Source organism: Microcystis sp. M061S2 (assembly GCF_020245605.1).
Classification (GTDB): domain Bacteria; phylum Cyanobacteriota; class Cyanobacteriia; order Cyanobacteriales; family Microcystaceae; genus Microcystis.
In genome coordinates this window covers 32,988-51,953 of the sequence record NZ_JADBUP010000017.1, presented here as the reverse complement: position 1 = coordinate 51,953, position 18,966 = coordinate 32,988, and the positions used below count along the sequence as shown (strand labels likewise).

Genomic DNA, 18,966 nt, shown 5'->3' with positions numbered 1-18,966 from the left:
AAACTGTTCACTATGAACAGTTTTTCAGGAGTTTTTTTACCCCAATTTAGCGATCACTTGCTGTTTTTTGAGATGATAGCCATCACCGTAGGAAAGAATATGTACCCGCAGATTATGCAGACTCAGGGGTTCGTTGGCGGTGACGTGATGGTGGTTGGTGTGGGACATTTCCCTGGCATCAATTACCGTTACTGTACCGCAGCCGATTACCGTCATCGTGCCATCCCGTTCAAACATAGCGCAGGTATCCTCATCGATGCCAATTCCTAAACGTTCGGGATAACCGGAGATAGCGCTCATTAACCGAGCCATGCGGTTGCGATTGTGGAAGTGTTGATCGACAATAACTTCAGGAATGAGACCTAATCCCATGGCCATATCCACTAGGGCCCGATTAGGTGCTTCCCCACTGCTGCCCCCAGCAATCATGTGATGACCCATAACGGCGGCCCCGGCGCTAGTTCCGGCCAGGGTTAGTTCTCCCTGTTGCACTCTTTGTCTGATTCTTTCCATCAGGGGAGTATCGGAGAGCAAACCGCATAAACGCAGCTGGTCGCCTCCGGTCATAAATACACCTGTACACTCTTCGATGTAGGCCTGGAATTGGGGGTCTTCTCCCTGCACGCGATCGCGAATATCGATAACTTTGACGTATTTTGCCCCCATTTCCTCAAAAATCTTCTGATAGCGATCGCCGATTAAAACCGGTTCTCTGGAAGCGGAGGGAACAATAGCGATCACTGCTTCGCTACCCCCAGCGCGATTCCAAAAGGTGTGCAGTATCTCTTTACCGTGGACTTTATCCTCGGCACCTCCAATGACTAAAATCGCCGTTTTGAGAGATACGGGGGTAGGATTTTGGTGGTGTTGGGTTTCTAGCTCGATGATCATGTCACTGAACGAATAGACATTTTTAGGGATGGAAGGTTTTTCGGGAAGATGTACAGGTATCTTGATGTTATTTTCCCTGAACGGTTGACGGAAAAAAATGCGGTTTAGGAATATTTTTCGGGACATCAAGCAATAGTAGAGGCGATTTTAGCAATTTTCTTCGATCCACTGGCAATGACGGACTGTTAGTTAACTTTAAGTCTAGGCTAGACTTCGATCACTCAAGCTAGAGCCAGCAAAACCCCTAGACAGTACAGCATAGTCTATCATGTTATCGAGATAGACTAGCGCAAAATTAGCAAGATTTTAACCGATCGAACCGTGACAAAATGATACATTAAACACTATCCCAGTCTAGACCTTAATTTTCCCCGTGCAGTTTGACATTATCACTCTCTTTCCCGATTTTTTTACTTCACCGCTGCAGTCGGGGTTGTTGGCAAAAGCTCTCGAACGCGACATCGCTAGGGTAAATTTGGTCAATCTCCGGGATTTTGCCCACGATAAACACCGTCGCGTCGATGATGAACCCTACGGTGGTGGTGTGGGAATGTTATTAAAACCAGAGCCAATTTTTGAGGCGATCGAGTCTTTAGAAACTCTACCACCCCGGGAGATCGTGCTGATGACTCCCCAGGGGGAACCTCTCAATCAAGCTTTACTGAAAACTTGGGCTAGTAGTTATCAGCAGTTAATTCTCATCTGTGGGCATTATGAAGGGGTAGATGAGCGGGTTTGTGAGCATTTGGTGACTAGAGAGGTATCTTTAGGGGATTTTATCCTAACTTGTGGGGAAATTCCTGCTTTAGCGATTATTAACGGGGTGACGCGGTTGTTACCCGGGACGGTGGGTAAGGCGGAATCGTTGAAATTGGAGAGTTTTGAGGCGGGTTTATTGGATTATCCCCAATATACCCGGCCGCCGGTCTTTCGCGGTTGGCAAGTGCCGCCAGTTTTGCGATCGGGTAATCATCAGGATATCGCTGATTGGCGCTATCAACAACAACTCGATCGCACCAAGGAACGTCGTCCGGATCTCTGGCAAAAATGGCTAGAGGAAGGGGATTAATCCCCAAAAATGCTCGCGTGGGAATGATGAATGATGAATTGGGAAGTGGGAAGTGGGGAGAGGGTACTTAAAAATCAAAATCACCGGTAAAGGAACGACGGATCGTATAGGAAACAGATTGATATTCTGTAAAATGGCAAGTAATCAGTGAGCTTTTCTTCTAATCGCAATAATGGCTCTCAGAGATTTCCTGCAAGGCCATTAATCTTTCTCTTGTTCGTGGATGCCCCGCTGTTAGTGCCTCTTCTCTTCAGGTTTCCAGGCTTTGATGGCAAGGTTTCCAATCCACTTGCGGCATTTTAGGTCTCTTTTTCGTTCCCAGTCTCTAGATTTAGTCTATCTGCTCTTGCCAAAAAATTCCAGTTCTCTAGCTGGTCGGGGTTTAATCTCCGCAACCATAGAGAAAAAGTTATATAAATCTAACTAATCATTTACTTGAGTAATTGGTATTTTACAAATCCCTGAAAGCAAGTCACCATAGGAATTAAGCAAATGCAGTTCCGCATCAAATCCTGTGGGAGATAGAAATTATGGTTGCTTTAATCACCCCAAAACCCGCTAAAACCAGCCGTTTAACCACACAAATCCAAGAAATCGCTGAAAATACCTTTACCCTGCGCTGTTTGGATTGGGACCGCGATCGCTTTGATATCGAATTTGGTTTAGAAAACGGTACCACTTATAACTCTTTTGTTATTCAAGGGGAAAAAACCGCTCTCATTGATACATCTCACCGCAAATTCGATCGCCTTTATCTGGATGAATTAACTAAACTAATCAACATCAATCATCTTGATTATTTAATTATCAGTCACACCGAACCCGACCACAGTGGTTTAGTCAAAGAAGTTTTAGAATTAGTCCCAGAAGTTACCGTGGTGGGGGCAAAAGTTGCCATGCAATTCCTGGAAAACATGGTACACAGACCCTTTAAACAGTTAATAGTTAAAAGTGGTGATACTTTAGATTTAGGTAATGGCCATGTTTTAGAATTTGTTGCGGCCCCTAATCTTCATTGGCCTGATACTATCTTCACTTTTGATGCTAAAACTGCCACCCTTTTTACCTGTGATGCCTTCGGAATGCACTTTTGCGATGATCAAACCTATGATCGAGAAAAAGACCTGCTAGAAGCCGATTTTCAAACCTATTATGACTGTCTGATGCGACCGAATGCTCGTTCAGTTTTAGGGGCAATTAAAAGAATCGAGAAATTTGAAATTAATCTCATTGCCACTGGTCACGGCCCCCTATTAAAACACCATATTTCTGATTGGGTGGGACGCTATCAAGCGTGGAGTCAAGAACAAACTTCTGCCGATACTTTAGTGGCTATATTCTTTACCCAAGATTACGGACAAAGTGAACATTTAGCTACTATGATTAGTCAGGGTTTGACTAAAACTGATGTGGTGACAGAATTAGTCGATATGAATAATGCTGATCCCCACGAAGTCAGAGAATTGATCAATCAATCTAAGGGAGTTATCATCGGAATGCCTCCCCAATCTTCCCCGATTAACCAGACGATTTTAAGCACGATTATTGCTTCAATTAATGGCAAACAAGCGGTAGGATTATTTGAGTCAGGAGGTGGGGAAGATGAACCAATTTTTCCCTTAAGAAATAAATTACAGGAAATCGGGGCGATCGAAGCTTTTCCTCCTCTTTTAGTTAAAGATAATACCAATCAATCCCTCGATTTTATTGCCGATGAAGCAGGAACCGACCTCGGTCAATGGTTAAGCCGAGAAAAAACGATTAAACAAATTAAGTCGATTAACAACGACTTAGAAAAGGCTTTAGGCCGTATTAGTACCGGATTGTATCTAATTACTTCCCAAAAAGCCGATTTATCCAGTGCCATGATTGCCTCTTGGGTGACACAAGCAAGTTTAAATCCTTTAGGTGTGGCGATTGCAGTGGCCAAAGATCGGGCAATGGTATCATTTTTACAGCCTAGCGATACCTTTGTTTTAAATGTTTTGGCTGAGGATAATTACCAGAAATTAATGAAACATTTCCTCAAGCGTTTCTCTCCCGGTGCTAATCGTTTTGAAGGAATTAAAACCTATACTGCCAATAATGGATCACCAATTTTAGCCGATGCCTTAGCTTACATAGAATGTGAAGTCACCAGTCGTTTAGATTGCGGCGATCATTGGGTAGTTTATTGTACCGTTAATAGTGGACGAGTTGCCCGTTTAGATGTCTTAACTGCTGTCCATCATCGCAAAGTTGGCAATCATTATTAACAGTTATCAGTTATCAGTTATCAGTTCACTGATTACTGTTGACTGCTCACTGATAACTGAAAAAAGCTCCCCAATTCATAATTGATAATTCATAATTCATAATTCCCTAACATCCAATTCTATCAATCTTAGGAGAAATAAAATGTACGAACCAATTAAAAACCCTTCCCCAATGATGGTACGAGTAGTGCAAGTCTTAGAAATGATTCAAGATTTAATCGTCATTTCTCTCTGTATCGGTTTATTTAGCTTCATGGTGTTAGAAGTCAGAGAAATGTTTATGTCGCTGCTGCCACCGATTCAATTTCGGATTATTACCGCCGATATTTTATTCCTCTTAATTCTAGTAGAATTGTTCCGATTGTTGATTATTTATTTGCAAGAAAAACGAGTTTCTATCGGTGTTGCCGTGGAAGTTTCTATCGTCTCGGTTTTGCGAGAATTAATTGTCAGAGGAGTCCTAGAAACTCATTGGACACAAGTATTAGCCGCCTGTGCTTTTCTAATAGTTCTCGGGACATTAATGGTGTTAAGAGTTTGGCTTCCTCCCACCTTTGAAGGTATCGATCCTGAACAAAAAGTTTCTGAACGTTATCGTCAACATTTAGTTAAAGAATTAACTGAAATAAACAGCAAAATTTAATCAGTTATCAGTTATCAGTTATCAGTACAACTAACAACCAAATTAACAACTATGACCAATACTACCTTAATTCCCAATCCTGCTATTAATAATCGCCCCCGCGATGTTCAAACCGCCGAAATTGCCGAGCAAACGTGGGTTTTTCGCTCGCGTACTTGGGAAAGATTAAAATTTGAAATAGAATATGCTCGTCAACGGGGAACCACCGCGAATTCCTATCTTATCCGGGGCGATAAAACCGCCTTAATCGATCCCCCCGGAGAATCCTTCACCGAAATTTATTTAGAAGAAATTCGTCAATATGTCCCCTTACATCGTCTCGATTATCTGATTCTCAGTCACGTTAATCCCAATCGTATCGTCACTTTAAAGGCATTATTAGCCGAAACCCATCAAATCAGCATCCTCTGTTCTAAATCTGCCGTCAATACCCTGAAAAATGCCTTTCCCGATGCCCAAATTTTGGGCATACGAACCGATGAAAGCCTTGATTTAGGGCAAGGTCATCAACTCAGTTTTATTAATGTCCCTACCCCCCGCTGGCCTGATGCTATCTGCACTTTTGACAAAAAAACTCAAATTTTATACAGCGATAAATTCTTTAGTGTGCATCTGTGCAGTGACGATATTTGGGATAAAAATTGGAAAGAATTAGACGCAGATCGTCGTTATTATTTTGATTGTCTCCATGCTGTGCAATCCAAAGCGGTAGAAACAGCCCTCGACAAAATTAAAGAATTTCCCGCCCAATATTATGCACCCGCCCACGGTCCGATAATTCGTTATAGTCTTAGTCGTCTTGCCCACGATTATCGCTATTGGTGTCAAGAACAAAAAACTCGACCCCCACAAGTGGCTTTATTATATGCTTCTGCCTACGGAAATACTGCCACCCTCGCCCGCTCGATCGAACGAGGATTATTAGAAAATGATCTGGCCGTAGAATCAATAAATTGTGAGTTTGCCACTCCTGCCGAAATTAGTCAAGCGATCGAAAATTGTGACGGATTTATTATCGGTTCTCCCACCTTAGCTGGTCACGCTCCTACCCAGATCCAAACCGCTTTAGGAATCGTTCTTTCCACGGCAGCAAAAACTAAATTAGCCGGGGTTTTTGGTTCCTACGGTTGGAGTGGAGAAGCTGTAGATTTAATTGAAACTAAACTCAAAGATGCCAATTATCGCCTCGGTTTTGAATCCTTGCGCGTGCGTTTTAGCCCCACAGAAAGCTGTTTACAAGCAGGTTATTTAGCCGGAGAAACCTTCGCCCAGACCTTGAAAAAAACCAAAAAATTGCGGGTTCCCCAACAGGGAATGACCGAAACACAAATCGATCGCACTGCCCAGGCCGTTGGTCGGATCGTCGGTTCCCTTTCTGTTCTCACCACTCGTCAGGGGGAGGATCATGCTGGTTTCTTGACCTCTTGGGTATCCCAAGCCAGTTTTAACCCCCCGGGGCTAATTATCGCCGTTGCTGACGAACAAGCCGCCGACCGCCTAATTAACTCAGGAACCGCCTTTATCTTGAATATTCTCAAGGAAGGGCGCAATTTACGCCGTCATTTTTCCAATCGCATCAAATCTGGCGGCGATGTCTTTACAGGATTAGAAACCCAAGTCGGGGAAAATGGCTGTCTGATTTTAAGCGAAAGTCTCGCCTATCTAGAGTGTACGGTCAAAGAGCGACAACTCTGCGGCGATCGCTGGTTAGTCTATGCCACCGTCGAGCGGGGTCAAGTTTTGGATAGTAACGGTGTCACCGCCATCGGTCATCGTAAATCCGGTAGTCAGTACTAAAACTGGACTAGCGGCGCAAAATTCCTGACTTTCCCCCTATCATCAGCCTAGATTTCTGGGAAACATAGGTTATGTTATTATCTAAGGCTGTCCGACTGGGCCATTTTGTCTTTAGTTTCCCCATGAAAAAATTGCCGCTAGTCCTATCGGTGGGGAGTGTCGCTTTATTGTTGGTGGGATGTCCAGCTTCTAACCAAGCGAATCAATCCCCACCGCTCACCCAAAAAACCCCCACCCCCAGTCCCCCGGCTGCCCAACCACCCGCCTTTAGCAATCCTGGGCAACCGGCTACCGAACCAACTACGCCAAAAGTACCTGGATTGATTCCCGCCACCGATCCCGACCAAAAACGGGCAGAAATTAATCGCGGTCGTAGGGATCCCTTTGCCCCCTTAGACCTACAACCAAATATTACAATCACAGTGGCGGAAGAACCCCCGGCTGGTACTTCATCAGCTACCACAGCCGGACCCGCAGCAATGGGCAATCCTCCCACCCCCGGACAACCGATAGTGAAAGTGCCGCCACCACCACCGCAACCGACGGAAGCGGAAGAAGTGCAAGTATCGGGCATTCTCCGGCTACCTACCACCCCTATGGCGATCGTGAAAGCCCCCGGAGAAGCCACGGAACGTCGAGTTATCCCCGGTTCTACCCTCTCTAATGGTTTAATTTTAGTTAAAGCGATCAACACCGATCCCGATAACCCCTATATTGTTCTACAACAAAGCGGTCGAACTATTACCCGTCGCTTAGGGGATGGTGTCCCTGAACCCGCCGCCGCACCGCAAGCCTCGATCAGCTATAATGTTTCCGAATCAGGAGAATAAAACCCGTGCGATCGATTGCTATTCAACAAAAACAAACCATTATTTATCCCCAAATGCCCTTGGCTATCTATCGAGAGTTAGCCAGCCATTTACAACAGGTTCAAGGTGTGGAAACCCATCTCACTCCCCAGCAGTTCCAACAATTCGATTATCATCAAAGTCAGATCGGTAGTCTAGAAATTAACTATACCGAGACTTTTCAGGAAAGCGATCGCGCTCTGGTGACAGCAATTCTCGATTATTATGCCCAACGTCACGGCTCTTATCAACTTTCCTAAGCTTTCTCTCCTCACCTTTTCTGCTGATTACCGACTTTCTTCTTAAAAACTAAAGGTATTTTATAGGATTTATCTTAATGCTGGGGATGATGCCAGATATCGTCATACTTCATCTAAACTTAAGTAGGGTTTGCGGCAAAAAGTACGGGCGAAGCATTCGGATAGAAAATCTACGGTTTCACCGATAGGTTATTGCCCGAATGCTTCGCCCCTACAGGACGTAGGGTTCATTCATGAATCAACCCTACCTTTTATAAAAATTAAAATCTTTCTGATTTTAAGCCACCGACGACCAGAGGTAGTCACTGATAACTGCTCACTGATAACTGATAACTGATAACTGATAACTGAAATGACCCTACCCAATTCCCTAGAAGAAACGATCCTGCAAGCGAAAGCCGCCACTCAACTGGCTCTAGAATCGGGAGCTAGACGCATACAAGTGGAATTAGTTATCCCAGAAATTGCTCTACAAGCACAAGCTTTAGCCCTTGATTTTACATCTATTTTTGACAGTTATGGTTCTGGTTTAAGGGTAATTTTTCCCGATACCGGGGCCGCCATGTTAGCTCGACGGGATTGGGGAGAAACAGTTTTTCAACTGGGAGATTTAGGTAGTCGTTTTATTCCCATCGAAAACAAAATTAAGCCCGAAGATGAAGCTTTTTTAGTTGTTTGTCCCTCCTCGGTGGAGATTAATTCCGTAGAAAAACTCTGTAACTTGGCCGAAGATCGCCCCGTAGTTCTTCTAATTCCTCAATTGGAAGATGTATCGGTAGTGGGTATCGGTTACGCAGCCCGACAATTGCGAGAAAGATTTTTAAGTATCCTAGAAAGTTGTTATTATTTTCGTCCCTTGGAATCAGCGATCGTGTATCGTTCCTATCCTTCCTTGTGGCAAGTTTGGCTCGAAAAAGAAGACGGTTACGAGTTAATTTCCGAACAATCCACTAAACCCATGGGCGAAGCTTTAGAAAATCTGATTCTGAAAGCTTCTAGTAATAATCCTAATGATAGTTCTAATCCTGCTAATAAAGCCAAAAAGTCCGGTTTATTTGCCACTATGGGACGCTTCTTAAAAGCATTACAACAGTGACATACTCCCCCCGTTAAGCTACGCTGTGACGGGGGATTATTTCCCCATTGCTGTTAGAAATTCCTTGCTTCGACAGATTGACCTCGATTGCAACTTTTGTTCTTTTATTTTAACCGATCATTTGGCAATGCTATAATAAAATTAATCGGTAGTTTCCCTAGAGGTAAACTTTTATGATCGTCAATAAGCGAGAACTTAAGCAAACCTTAAATCGGATGTACTTGAAAATCAAGCCTGATACTGAAACAATTCAGGTTTTTCAAGCTAATTTAACGCGCTTGTTGGAGCAATGTGACAGCAAAAAGTCGGAAGAGTTTAATAAAAATTTGCTGATAGATTTTTTAAAAAATACCTATTATACCGATCGCTATTTTATCAATACAAAAGAGCGCATTGATCTGGTGATTCATAATAATCAGGATGTTAAAAGTCCAGTGGGGGTCATTTTTGAGACTAAGAAACCTACTCGGACAATAAATGCAGAAATGCCAAGACTGGATCATCTCAATACTAAGGCTTTTCAGCAGTTAGTTTTATATTTTCTCCGCGAAAGGGTGACGGATAAAAATCTTAATATTAAACACTTGATCGTGACAAATATTTATGAGTGGTTTATTTTCGATGCGAAGATTTTTGAGGAGTTGTTTTTTGCTAATAAGGCTCTAGTTAACCAGTTTTGCGATTTTGAAGCAGGGAGACTGAGTAGTACGAAAACGGATTTTTTCTATCAACAAATTGCCGAACCGGCGATCACTAAAGTTATTGAGCAAATTAAGTTTACTCATTTTGATCTGCGAGATCTGGAAAATTTAGATTTGCTTGATATTTACAAGATTCTTTCGCCAGAACATTTACTTAAGTTACCTTTTGTTAATGACAGCAATACTTTAAATAAGCCTTTTTATAATGAGCTTTTGTATATTATCGGTTTGACGGAAGTTAAGGAAAAAGGGAAGAAGTTAATCGGACAAATGAAAGAAGGCGATCGCTGTGATGGTTCCCTGATTGAAAATGCGATTAGTCGGTTGGATAGTTTGGATAAAATTGCACAATTAAAAAATCCTGAAGAGTTTGGAACTACGAATGAAGACCGGCTTTTTAATGTGGCGTTGCGGTTATCAATTAATTGGATTAATCGGGTTTTGTTTCTCAAACTATTGGAGGCGCAATTAATTAAATATCATCAAGGCGATCGAGATTTTGCTTTTCTCAACTTGGCGAAAGTTCCCAGTTATGATGATCTCGATAGTTTGTTTTTTGATGTGTTAGCTAGGGAGACAAATAAGCGCGAGGCTAAGGTTAAAACGACTTTTGCTCATGTACCTTATTTAAATAGTTCGCTATTTGAACCAACGGAGACGGAACAGCAAACGATTTTTATTGGCAATTTGCGGGAGCGAACTTTACCCATTTTTACAGCGACGGTGCTAAAAGATAATCAGGGTAATAAGCGAGTAGGTGAGTTAAATACGTTGGCTTATTTGTTTGAGTTTTTGGATGCTTATAAATTCGATCGAGATGAGTTAGAAAATCCTCAAGAAGATAGCGAAAAGTTAATTAATGCTTCGGTGCTGGGGTTAATTTTTGAGAAGATTAATGGTTATAAGGACGGTTCTTTTTATACGCCGAGTTTTATTACCATGTATATGTGTCGGGAAACGATACGAAGAGCGATCGTGCAGAAGTTTAATGAAGTAAAAGGCTGGAATTGTCAAAGTTTGGATAATTTATATGAACGAATTGAGGACAAAAGAGAGGCAAATGTTATTATTAATAGCCTGAAGATTTGCGATCCGGCGGTGGGTTCGGGACATTTTTTAGTTTCAGCTTTGAATGAGATAATCGCGATTAAGAGTGAGTTAAGGGTTTTATTAGATACTTCGGGTAAGTCGCTAAAAGATTATCGGGTAGAGGTGCGAAACGATAAGTTATTGGTTTACGATGATGAGGGGACTTTATTTGCTTATCATCCGAATAATAAAGAAAAGCAACGGGTACAGCAAGCCTTATTTCATGAGAAACAGACGATTATTGAAGGGTGTTTATTTGGGGTGGATATTAACCCTAATTCCGTGACGATTTGTCGCTTGCGTTTATGGATTGAGCTTTTAAAAAATGCTTATTATCGCGAGGATGGCAATTTAGAAACTTTGCCAAATATTGATATTAATATCAAGTGTGGTAATTCTTTGATTAGTCGCTTTGCTTTGGATGTGGATGTTAAACAGGTTTTACAGAAGCAGAAGTTTAGTATTGAGGAATATCGCAATGCGGTACAGACTTATCGCAATGCGGAAAATAAGGAACAAAAGCGGCAGATGGAAACGCTGATTGCTAAGATTAAGGCGGGTTTTAGTGCTAATTTATTAATTAGTGATCCTAAGAAGGTGAAGTTACGTCAATTACAAGGGGAACTTTATAATCTGGAAAATCAGGGTTTATTGTTTGAGGAGACTAAGACGGAGCAAAAAGCGCGGGAGAAAAAAGTAACTAAGTTAAATAATGAGATTGATAAGCTAACTGCTGAAATTGCAGATATTGAAAGCGGTAAGCTGTATAATAATGCTTTAGAATGGAGGTTTGAGTTTCCCGAAGTGTTGAATGATGACGGTGATTTTGTTGGGTTTGATGTTGTCATTGGTAATCCTCCCTATATTCGTCAGGAAGAAATTAAGGAATTAAAACTAACTTTACAAAAATCTTATCAATGTTATACGGGTGTTGCTGATTTGTTTGTTTATTTTTATGAGTTGGGTTTAAACCTGTTAAAGCCTAAAGGTCATTTAACTTATATTTCCTCTAATAAATATTTTCGCGCAGGTTATGGTGAAAAGTTGCGTCAACTTCTGGGAGATTCAACCACAATTTACAATTTAATTGATTTTGGTGATTTCCCTGTTTTTGAAGAGGCTATAGCTTATCCAAGTATTATCACTTTAAGCAAAAATAAATCTAAAAATAATCAATTACAAGCTTTATCCTGGGATGAAACGAAAAAACAAGATATTTCACGGTTTGCAACAGTATTAGAGCAAGATCGGTTAATAATTGCTCAAGAAAATTTAAAGCCTGATGGTTGGCGTTTAGAGTCTTCGCAAATTTTGGATTTATTAGCTAAGTTGCGTAATGCGGGTCAGCCTTTGGTTGAATATGTGGAAGGTAGATTTTACTATGGAATTAAGACAGGATTTAATGAAGCTTTTGTAATTGATCGCGCAACCCGCGACAGATTAATTAATGAGCATCCTTCCTCGGAGGACGTTTTGAAGCCATTTTTAAGAGGGAGAGATGTTAAACGATGGCTAGTAAACAATCCTGATTTATGGTTATTATTTATTCCTTGGCATTTTCCACTACATGAAGATAATACTATAGTTGGTGCTTCAGTGAAAGCAGAAGAAGAATTTCAAAAACAATATCCTGCTGTTTATAATCACCTTTGCCAATTCAAAGAACAATTATCAGGTAGAAACAAAGCAGAAACAGGAATCAGATATGAGTGGTATGCTTTACAAAGATATGCTGCTAGTTACTGGCAAGAATTTGAACAACCTAAAATTATTTATCCAAATATTTGCAAACGAAATGAATTTGCATGGGATGAATTAGGTTATTATACTAATCAAAAGGCATTTATTATTTCTTCTAGCGATAAGGTTTTACTAGCAGTCCTTAACTCTAATGTGGTTATGTTCTTGTTTAAAAATCTATTATCAAAATTACAAGGTGACTTTTATGAGCCAAGTTCTATATTCATGAAAGATTTCCCGATTCCTAATGCAACTGAATCACAACGCACAGCAATAGAAAAACTTGTACAAAAATGTCTTGATGCTAAAAAAGACGATCCTAACGCTAACACAAGCGAATTAGAAAAGCAGATCGATCACTTAGTTTACAAACTCTACCAACTCACCTATAATGAAGTAAAAATCATTGATCCAGAATTTGCCCTAACAGAACAAGAATATCTGGACTTCCCCTAATTTATTCTCCCTTTTACCTCTTGCCTTGTGCCTTTTGCCTCGTCTCAACAAGCAATTTAAATGCTTGACAGCTTAATTTCCGGCCAACTAGCTACCACCGAGGCCAATTTATCCAAATCCCGACGATCTTCGATAAAGGGAAAAACACCTAAAACCGGACAATTAGTCAAGGATTGAATTAAATCGATCGGTGTTAACTGCTCTATTTCCGTCTCCGTGCGCGGTTCAAGACAATTAAGGATAATTCCGCCCAAATTGACCTTTTTCTGCTCTGCTAGGGCAATATTAGCCACCGTTTGGGAAATCGCCCCCAATTTCACCGGCACCACCAAAAGCGTTTTTAACCGCCATTGAGCCGCTAAATCCGCCAAAGTTAGCTCGTGGGTGACAGGACAACCTAAACCCCCCAAACCCTCAATTAAAACCAAATCTTGGCTTTTTTGTAGGTTCAGCAGAGCTTGCCACACTGTCCCCAAAGGAATATCTCGACCTTCCAAATCAGCAGCCACAGGAGGCGCTAAGGGTGCCTGATATTGCAGCGGTGTAATCATTTCTAATTGACCCTGAAATAAGCCCTCATACCATTCTCGATCGCCTTGACCCGTTTGCATTAATTTCATCAGCCCCAAGGCCTTGGATGGATAGTATTTTTGCCAATAAGCCACTAAAGCAGTGGTGACAACGGTTTTACCCGCATCGGTATCCGTAGCCGCAATCAAAAGACTATTCATAAAACTCCCAGGCTCAGTCAAGATCAGGTAAAATCACCAATATTTATCATCTTATCCCCCATCACCCCACTTCCCACTTCCCCAGATATTGCATGGGTAAGATGCAAAAAGAAAAAAAACTGCAGCCAAAAAGGTGAGATGGAATACACTAAAAGTATAAGGTTATCAATTTTGCTATTTTTCAAGTTGCATCCTAGGCAACAGAATTGCAATTATCCCTCTAGTTAGAAATTGGACGGTTTGCCCTGTGGTTTCATCACTTCCCAAGCCCAATAACTCTTTAACAACGGTTCCCCAGCGTTGTTCTGGTGCTTATGCCTTGATGGACAGTCTCAAACGTCATGGTGTTAAGCACATCTTCGGTTATCCCGGAGGTGCGATCCTGCCCATCTATGACGAACTCTACCGCTTTGAAGAGCGGGGAGAATTACAACATATTTTAGTGCGCCACGAACAAGCGGCCGCCCATGCCGCCGATGCCTACGCTAGGGCCACCGGCAAAGTGGGAGTCTGTTTCGGTACTTCCGGCCCCGGGGCGACCAATTTGGTGACAGGCATCGCTAACGCACACATGGACTCCATCCCGATGGTAATTATCACCGGTCAGGTCAGCCGGGCGGCCATCGGTTCCGATGCTTTCCAAGAAACCGATATTTATGGTATTACTCTCCCGATTGTTAAACATTCCTATGTGGCTAGAAATGCCCGGGAAGTAGCGAGAATCGTCGCTGAGGCCTTCCATATCGCCAGTACAGGACGACCGGGACCGGTTTTAGTCGATATTCCCAAAGATGTCGGTTTAGAACTATGCGATTATATCCCCGTCGAACCGGGAGATGTGAAACTAACCGGTTATCGTCCCACGGTTAAGGGTAATCGCCGTCAAATCGAGGCCGCTTTGCACCTCTTGGAAACCGCCGAAAAACCCTTACTTTACGTTGGCGGAGGCGCGATTGCAGCGAATGCCCACGCCCAAATTGCCGAGTTTGCCGAGCGTTTTCAGTTACCCGTCACCACCACGTTAATGGGGATCGGTGCTTTTGATGAACATCATCCCCTCTCGGTGGGAATGTTAGGAATGCACGGCACCGCCTACGCTAATTTTGCCGTGACCGGGTGTGATTTATTAATTGCCGTCGGCGCTCGTTTTGATGACCGAGTAACCGGGAAATTGGACGAATTCGCCTCAAAAGCTAAGGTAATCCATGTGGACATCGACCCCGCCGAAGTGGGCAAAAATCGCGCCCCTGACGTGCCGATTGTCGGGGATGTGCGGGTAGTTTTAGAACAAATACTCCAAAAAGCCAGAGAATTTGATTATCCCACTAATTGCGATCGCACCCAAGCCTGGTTAGCCCAGATCGAGCGCTGGCGCCAAGATTATCCCCTGCAAGTACCTCAACCGGAAGGCAGACTTTCCCCCCAAGAAGTGATCGTTGAGGTGGGTCGTCAAGCACCCCACGCCTACTATACTACCGATGTGGGCCAGCATCAGATGTGGGCGGCCCAATTCCTCAAAAATGGACCCCGACGTTGGATTTCTAGCGCGGGATTGGGGACGATGGGTTTCGGTTTACCTGCTGCGATGGGGGTAAAGGTGGCGATTCCCGATGAGGAGGTCATCTGTATTAGTGGTGATTCCAGTTTCCAAATGAATCTACAGGAATTGGCCACCCTAACCCAATTTAATATTCATGCCAAGACGATTATTATTAATAATGGTTGGCAGGGTATGGTACGTCAATGGCAAGAAGCTTTCTATGGGGAACGTTATTCTAATTCCAATATGGAAGCGGGAATGCCAAATGTGGAACTGTTAGCCCAAGCTTACGGCATTAAAGGGATTACTATTCGCCATCGAGAGGAATTAGCCGCAAAAATTGCCGAAATGTTGGCCCATGATGGTCCGGTTTTAGTCAATGCGATCGTGACTAAGGACGAAAATTGTTATCCCATGGTTGCCCCCGGCCAAAGTAATGCCCGTATGATTGGTTTACCGAAAATTGTCACCGGGGGTTGTGAAATGCACAATTGTCCCAGTTGTGGCGCGGTTAACAGTTGGAATAATAAATTCTGTCCTGAATGTGGGGCGAAATTGTAGCCGAAAATTGTTAATTAATTATCTAGCCTCCGTTATCCTTAACGGAGGTTTTTGGCTTTTTCTCTACTATGTGAACATCATAAGTAGGTAGGCGTTAAAAATTATCAGATGCCTCGTTATTAAGGGGGATACCCCCGCCTATCGGCACCCCCCTTATCAAGGGGGGCAGGGGGGATCGAACCTAAAATCCATTTTTAATTTAATCATAACCAGCTACTTAGAAATTTTCAAATAGAAGCAATGACAGCCCTAGAAAAAGGCTTGAGAAAAAGAAGCGGAAAACTCGATCGCCACCGTGATTAAATTAGCAATATCTCAGTGACAACGGCAAGAGGCTGACATCAACCCCATGGACGACAATTAAGAATAACAACCTAAAATCTTTTCGCTAATTTTGCCATAGACTGCACCCTTTGCTTCTAAAATGGGCTATTGCGGCTAGATACCAATATTGGTCTAGCATTTGCCCGTAGACTGAAAAAAGCACGTTATAAAGATTATGGCCAAAGTTCTGGTATCCGATTCGATCGATCCGGTAGGAGTAGAAATTCTGTCACAGGTTGCCCAAGTGGACGTGAAAACAGGACTATCCGCCGAGGAAATCATTCAAATTATCCCCGAATACGACGCACTGATGCTCCGTTCCAGTACCCGCGTCACCAAAGAAATCGTCGAAGCGGGCAGCAAACTGCAAATTATCGGCCGCGCGGGGGTAGGAGTCGATAATATCGATGTTCCCGCGGCCACTCGTCAGGGGATTATTGTCGTTAACTCTCCCGAAGGTAACACGATCGCCGCTGCCGAACACGCCTTGGCCATGATGTTATCCCTCTCCCGTCATATTCCCGATGCTAATCAGTCGGTAAAAGCGAATAAATGGGAAAGAAATCGCTTTATCGGCACAGAAGTTTATAAAAAGAACCTAGGAGTCGTCGGTTTAGGGAAAATTGGCTCCCACGTCGCCAAAGTGGCTAGATCCCTAGGCATGAAAATTCTCGCCTACGATCCCTTTATTTCCAAAGAACGCGCCGATCAACTCGGTTGCACCCTGGTGGATCTGGAACTACTCTTTGCTGAGTCCGATTTTATCACCCTCCACGTCCCGAAAACTCCCGAAACCCAGCATCTTATCGGTCGGGAAACCATCGCTAAGATGAAACCCACGGTCCGCATCATTAACTGTTCCCGAGGCGGCATTATCGACGAGTTGGCTTTAATTGAAGCCCTCGAATCCGGTAGAATCGCCGGGGCAGCCTTGGATGTATTTGAACAGGAACCTTTAGGCGAATCTAGATTAAGAGAATTATCTAACGTCATCCTCACTCCCCACCTAGGCGCATCGACTACGGAAGCACAGGTTAATGTGGCTATTGATGTGGCCGAACAAATTCGCGATGTCCTCCTCGGTTTGCCAGCGCGTTCAGCCGTTAATATCCCCGGACTAACTCCCGATGTTATGGAAAAACTGCGCCCTTACCTGCAATTAGCGGAAACTATGGGTAATCTTGTCAGTCAGTTGGCAGGAGGTCGCTGTGACTCGTTAAATGTCCGTTTACAGGGAGAATTGGCCACTAAAGACAGTCAACCTCTGGTGGTGGCGGCCATTAAGGGTTTACTGTCCCAAGCCCTCCGAGAACGGGTAAACTATGTTAATGCGGCGATCGAAGCTAAGGAACGCGGTATCCGGGTAATCGAAACCCGGGATGCTTCCACCCGCGACTATTCGGGATCGATTCATTTGGAAGCTAATGGTTCTATGGGGACCCATTCCGTCACCGGAGCGCTGTTAAGTAACGGAGAAATCCGCATTACTGACCTCGATGAGTTCCCCATTAACGTGCCACCGAGCAATCATATGCTATTCACCCTTCACCAAGATATGCCCGGTATTATCGGCAAAATTGGCGCACTTTTAGGCAGTTTTAATGTCAATATCGCCAGTATGCAGGTAGGACGCAAAATTATTCGCGGTGATGCAGTTATGGCCCTGAGTCTCGATGATCCTCTACCGGAAGGTCTTCTCTCGGAAATTATTAAAGTCCCCGGTATCCGCGATGCTTACACAGTGAAACTCTAGATTAAATCAGTTATCAGTTATCAGTAATCAGTGAAAGGAAAGCTCCGAACTTGCCACTTAATACTTTTGACTGAAAACTCAAATCTGATAACTGCTCCCTGATCACTGATAACTGATATATGTCTAATAGTTGGTGGGAAATTACGGTTTTGTGCGAACCTAGTCTCGAAGAAACGGTTTTCTGGAGACTGGAGGATTTTGGCTGTTCAGGAACGGCCACTGCTAAAAAACAATCCTCTTTAGAGATTAAGGCCTATATACCAGAAATTAAAGCGCAATTGCTCGATTTAGAGGCACTAAGCCTCTGGTTAAAGCAGGATGCTTTGATTTTAGGTTTTCCCGAACCTGTCAGCCATTGGCAGTTAATGGACGAGGAAGACTGGGCCAGCAGTTGGAAACAACATTGGCAAATTAGCGAGATCGGCGATCGCTTTTTGATCTGTCCTGCTTGGTTAAATCCCCCGGAAAATAACCAGAGATTGGTGATTAAAATTGACCCCGGTTCCGCTTTCGGCACGGGAACGCATCCCACCACCCAATTATGTCTAGAATCCCTAGAAATGCGTTTAAGTAGCCATCCAGAGCCTAAAATTATCGCCGATATCGGTTGTGGTTCTGGCATACTAGCGATCGGGGCGATTTTATTAGGGGCCAAAAAAGTTTATGCTGTCGATACAGATCCGCTCGCGGTGAATGCGACGTATAGTAATCGCCATCTCAACGGGATTAACCCCGAAAATTTAGCTATTAATCAGGGTAGTGTCGAGGAGTTATTAGAATTAATTCCCGATGGTGTCGATGGCATCGTTTGTAATATTTTAGCCGAGACAATTATCGCTTTAATGCCCGAAATCACCCGTCTGGCAAAACCCACCACTTGGGGAATTTTAAGCGGCATCCTTGTCACCCAAGCACAAGCAGTTACAGATATTTTAGAACCCCAAGGCTGGACAGTGGCTGCCCTATGGAAACGTCAAGAATGGTGTTGTCTTCAAATTCGTCGCGCTGTGGATTAATATAGCTGTCAGTAGTCAGTATTCAGGCGGCAGGGGGCAGGAGATTATTTTTGGTTCTTCGGTTTGTCTTATGCAACGTACAGGATTATAAGAAATGAAACTCTTATAGAGAAAGACATTTGGCGATTTTTGTCAATTGTTTTCGATCTAGAGCGAACTAATCAATTAAATCTCTTGCCAGATAAGGATTTAGTCG

At 43.2% G+C, this 18,966-nt stretch carries 13 protein-coding genes; 11 read left to right on the top strand and 2 right to left on the bottom strand.

The features are described 5' to 3' along the window. Nucleotides 1–36: 36 nt before the first annotated feature. The gene (locus IM475_RS02910) at nucleotides 37–891 is read right to left on the bottom strand and encodes a cyanophycinase (protein WP_287658041.1); all 855 of its coding nucleotides are present in this window, start codon (nucleotides 889–891) and stop codon (nucleotides 37–39) included. 373 nt (nucleotides 892–1,264) lie between these two features. On the opposite strand from IM475_RS02910, the gene trmD reads away from it, so the two are divergent. The 8 genes from trmD (at nucleotide 1,265) to IM475_RS02870 (ending at nucleotide 12,845) form a co-directional block, all read left to right on the top strand. Next, a complete protein-coding gene (gene trmD / locus IM475_RS02905; protein WP_287726625.1) occupies nucleotides 1,265–1,960 on the top strand; it encodes a tRNA (guanosine(37)-N1)-methyltransferase TrmD in 696 nt (231 codons plus the stop codon). Between the two features lie 530 nt (nucleotides 1,961–2,490). Beyond that, the gene (locus IM475_RS02900) at nucleotides 2,491–4,215 is read left to right on the top strand and encodes a diflavin flavoprotein (RefSeq protein ID WP_287726624.1); all 1,725 of its coding nucleotides are present in this window, start codon (nucleotides 2,491–2,493) and stop codon (nucleotides 4,213–4,215) included. 142 nt (nucleotides 4,216–4,357) lie between these two features. Further along, nucleotides 4,358–4,858, top strand: a complete 501-nt coding sequence (locus IM475_RS02895; RefSeq protein WP_287657987.1) for a phosphate-starvation-inducible PsiE family protein — start codon at nucleotides 4,358–4,360, stop codon at nucleotides 4,856–4,858. A gap of 51 nt (nucleotides 4,859–4,909) precedes the next feature. Continuing rightward, entirely contained in the window at nucleotides 4,910–6,655 is a 1,746-nt protein-coding gene (locus tag IM475_RS02890) for a diflavin flavoprotein (protein WP_287726623.1), read from the top strand. A gap of 122 nt (nucleotides 6,656–6,777) precedes the next feature. After that, on the top strand, nucleotides 6,778–7,485 hold the full coding sequence (locus IM475_RS02885; RefSeq protein WP_287726642.1) for a hypothetical protein: 708 nt from the start codon (nucleotides 6,778–6,780) through the stop codon (nucleotides 7,483–7,485). A 5-nt stretch (nucleotides 7,486–7,490) separates the two neighbouring features. Beyond that, nucleotides 7,491–7,763, top strand: a complete 273-nt coding sequence (locus IM475_RS02880; RefSeq protein ID WP_002804170.1) for a hypothetical protein — start codon at nucleotides 7,491–7,493, stop codon at nucleotides 7,761–7,763. Between the two features lie 352 nt (nucleotides 7,764–8,115). After that, the gene (locus tag IM475_RS02875; RefSeq protein WP_287726622.1) at nucleotides 8,116–8,859 is read left to right on the top strand and encodes a DUF1995 family protein; all 744 of its coding nucleotides are present in this window, start codon (nucleotides 8,116–8,118) and stop codon (nucleotides 8,857–8,859) included. Nucleotides 8,860–9,032: 173 nt separating this feature from the next. Beyond that, entirely contained in the window at nucleotides 9,033–12,845 is a 3,813-nt protein-coding gene (locus tag IM475_RS02870) for a class I SAM-dependent DNA methyltransferase (protein WP_287726621.1), read from the top strand. 56 nt (nucleotides 12,846–12,901) lie between these two features. On the opposite strand, the gene bioD is transcribed toward IM475_RS02870, so the two are convergent. Further along, a complete protein-coding gene (gene bioD / locus IM475_RS02865) occupies nucleotides 12,902–13,576 on the bottom strand; it encodes a dethiobiotin synthase (protein WP_002763308.1) in 675 nt (224 codons plus the stop codon). Nucleotides 13,577–13,823: 247 nt separating this feature from the next. On the opposite strand from bioD, the gene ilvB reads away from it, so the two are divergent. The 3 genes from ilvB to prmA all read left to right on the top strand — a co-directional run bounded on the left by ilvB (nucleotide 13,824) and on the right by prmA (nucleotide 18,770). Continuing rightward, on the top strand, nucleotides 13,824–15,677 hold the full coding sequence (gene ilvB, locus IM475_RS02860; protein WP_287726620.1) for a biosynthetic-type acetolactate synthase large subunit: 1,854 nt from the start codon (nucleotides 13,824–13,826) through the stop codon (nucleotides 15,675–15,677). Nucleotides 15,678–16,176: 499 nt separating this feature from the next. After that, nucleotides 16,177–17,754 (top strand): phosphoglycerate dehydrogenase, encoded by a 1,578-nt coding sequence (gene serA / locus IM475_RS02855; protein WP_287726619.1) that lies wholly within the window; start codon nucleotides 16,177–16,179, stop codon nucleotides 17,752–17,754. A 119-nt stretch (nucleotides 17,755–17,873) separates the two neighbouring features. Next, nucleotides 17,874–18,770 carry a 50S ribosomal protein L11 methyltransferase gene (prmA, locus tag IM475_RS02850; RefSeq protein WP_287726618.1) on the top strand — a complete coding sequence of 299 codons (897 nt, stop codon included), beginning with the start codon at nucleotides 17,874–17,876 and terminating at the stop codon, nucleotides 18,768–18,770. Nucleotides 18,771–18,966 lie beyond the last annotated feature (196 nt).